The following is a 4,874-nucleotide window of genomic DNA, read 5'->3' as shown; positions in this document are numbered from 1 at the left end:
GTGGTCGATTACCAGGTGGTGGCCGCGGTGGTGCATCGCACCGAGTTGATGATCGATCCGGATGCGATCCCGCGGATGGATCGGTGGCTGGAGCGTAATGCGCCCCGGTGGGGCAAATGGTCGAGAGCCCGGATCGTCGAAGCGGTCGACTATTGGGTGCAGGTGGTGGAACCGGCCGCAGTGCGTGAAGCCCGCACCCTGGATCAATCTCGTCACATTCTGGTGACTCCGCAGCATTCGGGGCTGGCGGAGATCTTCGGCGATGTGCGCACCGCCGATGCGTTGGCTTTCGACCATCGGCTCGATGAGTTGGCCGGCACGGTGTGCCCGGCGGATCCGCGCACTAAGCAGCAGCGCCGCGCCGATGCCCTCTCGGCACTGACGGCGGGTGCGGCCATCATGGCGTGCGAATGCGGTTCGCCGGATTGCCCGGCAGCCACTGGCGAGGCATCGGTGGGTGCGGTGATGATCCATGTGATGGCCGAGCAGGCCACCCTTGAGGGCCGCTCGGAAGTGCCGGGGTATGTGCCCGGGTTCGGTGGCCTGCAGGCCGACGCGGTGCGCACGATCGCCAAATCGGCAAAGCTGCGGACGATCCGTCATCCGCGGGATGCGGCGCCGGAATCGGGGTATCGGCCGTCAGCGGCGCTGGCGGACTTCATCCGCTGCCGTGATCTGACGTGTCGGTTTCCCGGATGCGGCCGACCCGCCGAGGTCGCTGACATCGACCACACCGTGCCATGGCCGCTGGGTCCGACGCATCCGAGCAATCTGAAGTTGCTGTGCCGGCTTCACCATCTTTTGAAGACTTTTTGGGTCGGGCCTAATGGGTGGCGGGACCGTCAAGAACCTGACGGCACGGTGATCTGGACCGCGCCCACCGGGCACACCTATGTCACCAAACCCGGCGGGGCCCTGTACTTCCCGCAGTTAGCCAACCCCACCGGCGAGCTGGATCTGCCCGACTGGAAGCCGACCGGCGACCGCGGCGTAATGATGCCCACCCGCCGGCGTACCCGGGATCAAGATCGGGCCTACCGGATCTGGCTGGAACGCAGCCACAACCAGGAACGCATCGCCGCCGCGGCGATCGAGGCCGCCGCCGCCGAACACGCCAGACGCATCGCCGCCGCAAACGACCCGCCCCCGTTTTAGCGAGGTCTGGTTGGCGGCATTCTATGGTTGATGCCGTGACTTCGAACCTCGACCTGTCCGGCGCCTCAACCTGGTCGCCGCGCGAAGTCGAGCTGTTAGAAGTCACCTTGGCGCTGCTGCAGGAGAACGGCTATGACCGGTTGACGGTTGACGCGGTTGCGGCCACCGCGCGAGCGAGTAAGGCCACGGTCTACCGGCGCTGGCCGTCGAAGGCCGAATTGGTGTTGGCGGCGTTCACCGAGGGCATCCGTCAGGCCGCGACCCCACCCGACACCGGCACGCTGCGCGGCGATCTGTTGCGACTGGGTGAGCTGGTCTGCCAACAGGTCGAGCAGCACGCCGGCACCATGCGTGCCGTGTTGGTGGAGGTATCGCGCAATCCCGCGCTGAACGAGGTGATGCAGCACCAGTTCATCGATCAGCGCAAGGCGTTGGTCCTGCACATTCTGGGGCAAGCCGTCGATCGTGGCGAGATCGACGCCGACGCCGTTGATGACGACCTTTGGGACGTGTTGCCGGGATATCTGATCTTCCGGTCCCTGGTCTCGGGTCGGATGCCCACGGCGCGCACCGTGGCGGACCTCGTCGATCAGGTGATTCTCCCGGGTCTCACCCGACGGCTCGGCTGACGTCGCCCGCACAAGATCGCGGTGCCGCAGACTATTGAACCGTACGGTTCCGTACCGTACGCTAATTTTCATTCGAGCAGCCCACCGATATCGGGAGGCTTCCGGTGCAGAGACCGTCGCTTTTCCCCCTGGTCCGGCGTGGGTGGATGGTCTTGGTGGCACTCGCGGTAGTCGCCGTCGCGGCGTTCTGCGTGTATCGACTGCACGGCATCTTCGGCTCGGGCGACACCACGTCGACCAGCAGCGAGGGCGCCGAGGAAATCGTCCCGTTCAACCCCAAGGACGTCGTCAACGAGGTCTTCGGCGCCCCGGGGGCTGTCGCCACCATCAACTATCTCGATGTCAACGCCGCCCCTCAGCAGGTCATCGATGCCCCGCTGCCCTGGAGATACCAGGCGACGACCACCGAGCCGGCCGTCATCGCCGATCTGCGGGCACAGGGCAACGGCGACACGCTGGGCTGTCGCATCGTGATCGACGGCGAGCTCAAGGACGAGAGGACCGCGAACGCCGTGAGCGCCTACATCTACTGCTTGGACAAGTCCGGATGAGCGGGCCCGGCCAGCGGCCCTTCTGGCCACGCACCATCCGCCACCTGGCGCTGCCGATCGTGCTGTTCTGGGTGGCGCTGGCCGCCGTGACAAACAGCCTCGTGCCGCAACTGGAGGTCGTGGCCGAAGCCCACAACGTGGGGATGAGCTCCCACGACGCGCCGTCGTACCAGGCGGCGAAGCGCATCGGAAAAGTGTTCCAGCAGTACGACACCGACAGCGCGGCGATGATCGTCATCGAAGGCGATCAGCCGCTCGGCGCCGACGCGCACCGGTTCTACGACACCCTGGTCGGCAAGCTGAAGGACGACACCCGACACGTCCAGCACATCCAGGATTTCTGGGGCGATCCGCTGACCGCCGCCGGTTCGCAGAGCAACGACGGCAAAGCGGCACTGGCGCAGGTGTTTCTGGCCGGAAGCCAGGGCGAGACGTTGGCCAATGAGTCGGTGGCCGCCGTCCGCGACATCGTCGAACACACGCCGGCGCCGCCCGGCGTGCACGCGTATGTGACGGGCGCCGCCCCGCTGGTTGCCGACCAGTTCTCGGTCGGCAGCGAGGGCACCAACAAGGTCACCGCGATCACCTTCCTGGTGATCGCGCTCATGCTGTTCGCGGTCTACCGCTCGGTCGGCACCACCGTGCTCGCGCTGCTCACTGTCGCCATCGAGATGGCTGCCGCGCGTGGATTCGTCGCCTTCCTCGGCTACCGCGAGATCATCGGACTATCAACGTACTCAACGAATCTGTTGACCCTGCTCGCGATCGCCGCGGGAACCGACTACGCGATCTTCATCATCAGCCGCTACCAGGAGGCGCGCGCGGCCGGTGAAGATCGCGAGACGGCGTTCTACACCATGTACCGCGGCACCGCCCACGTCGTGATCGGCTCGGGCCTGACCATTGCCGGTGCCGTGTACTGCCTGACCTTCACCCGGCTGCCCTACTTCCACACCCTGGGGCTGCCCGCCGCCATCGGCATTTTCGTCGCGCTGATCGCCGCGCTCACCCTGACGTCGGCGGTGCTCACGCTGTGCAGCCGGTTCGGATTCTTCGAGCCCACCCGGGCGATGCGGACCCGCGGCTGGCGCCGGATCGGTGCCGCCATCGTCCGGTGGCCCGGGCCGATCCTGGTGGTGGCGTGCGGCGTGGCCCTGATCGGGCTGCTTGCCCTGCCGGGCTACAAGACCAGCTACGACGCCCGTCTCTACATGCCGGATCGTGCCCCGGCCAACATCGGCTACGCGGCCGCCGAACGACATTTCTCGCAGGCCCGGCTCAATCCAGAACTGCTGATGATCGAGTCCGACCACGACCTGCGCAGCCCGGCGTCCTTCCTCGTCTTGGAGCGAGTCGCCAAGGCCGTGTTCCACACGCCGGGTATCGCCAAAGTGCAGTCGATGACACGCCCGTTGGGCACGCCGCTGAAGCACACGTCGATACCGTTTTCGGTCGGCCAGGGAAACGTCGCCCAGACCCAGAATCTGAAGTATCAGATGGACCGGGCGGCCGATCTGCTCAAGCAGGCGGCCGAAGCCGAGAAGTCGGTCCACACACTGGAACAGCAATATGCGCTGCAGCAGCAGCTCGCCAACGCCACCCACACCCAGACCCAGAGCTTTCACGACACCGTCGCCCTCACCAACGACCTGCGTGACCAGATCGCGAACTTCGACGACTTCTTCCGGCCGATTCGCAGTTACTTCTACTGGGAACCGCACTGCTTCGACATCCCCGTGTGCGCGGCGCTGCGCAACGTGTTCGACCTGCAGGACGGCATCGACAAGCTCAGCGAAAAGCTCGAACAGCTCACCACGGCCTTCGACCAATTGGACGCCCTGCAACCACAGCTGGTGGAACTGATCCCGTCCCAGATCGAAAGCCAACGGGTCAACCGCGACCTGGCGCTGAACAACTACGCCACCAACTCCGGGATCAGCGACCAGTCCGCCGCGGCCAACGACAACCCGGCCGCCATGGGCCAGGCCTTCGACGAAGCCAAGAACGACGACTCGTTCTACCTGCCGCCGGAAGCGTTCGACAACGCCGAATTCAAACGCGGCATGAAACTGTTCATGTCGCCGGACGGCAAAGCGGCGCAGATGATCATCACCCACGAGGGCGACCCGGCTACCCCGGAGGGCATCGCGCACATCGACTCGATTCGCAACGCCGCCAAGGAAGCGGTCAAAGGGACCCCGCTGCAGGGTTCGCACATCTACCTCGCCGGCACCGCCTCGACCTACAAGGACATCGCCGACGCCGCCAAATACGACCTGCTGATCGCCGGGATCGCTGCGCTGAGCCTGATTCTGCTGATCATGATGATCATCACCCGCAGCCTGGTCGCCGCGATCGTCATCGTGGGCACCGTTGCGCTTTCGCTGGGCGCCTCGTTCGGGCTGTCGGTGCTGGTATGGCAGTACCTGTTCGGCATCCATCTGTACTGGATCGTGTTGGCCCTGGCCGTCATTCTGTTGCTGGCGGTGGGCTCGGACTACAACCTGCTGTTGATCTCGCGGTTCAAGGAGGAGATCGG

4 protein-coding genes are annotated in these 4,874 nt (G+C 65.5%); all 4 read left to right on the top strand.

Features of this window, described 5'->3' with window-relative positions; translation table 11 throughout:
• Positions 1 to 1,155, top strand: a 1,155-nt coding sequence (locus AC2VOG_RS18120) for an HNH endonuclease signature motif containing protein (protein ID WP_486941223.1), incomplete at its 5' end; no start/stop codon positions are given.
• Between the two features lie 23 nt (positions 1,156 to 1,178).
• The gene (locus AC2VOG_RS18115) at positions 1,179 to 1,784 is read left to right on the top strand and encodes a TetR/AcrR family transcriptional regulator (protein ID WP_486941222.1); all 606 of its coding nucleotides are present in this window, start codon (positions 1,179 to 1,181) and stop codon (positions 1,782 to 1,784) included.
• 104 nt (positions 1,785 to 1,888) lie between these two features.
• Entirely contained in the window at positions 1,889 to 2,335 is a 447-nt protein-coding gene (locus AC2VOG_RS18110; RefSeq protein WP_486941221.1) for an MmpS family transport accessory protein, read from the top strand.
• Positions 2,332 to 4,874 (top strand): MMPL/RND family transporter (locus tag AC2VOG_RS18105; RefSeq protein WP_486941220.1); only part of this gene is annotated, 2,543 nt, incomplete at its 3' end. The genes AC2VOG_RS18110 and AC2VOG_RS18105, both read left to right, overlap by 4 nt.

This window comes from Mycobacterium sp. TH-M11 (assembly GCF_057473725.1).
Note: the sequence above shows the minus strand (reverse complement) of the source record. Positions and strands in the feature narration are given on the sequence as shown.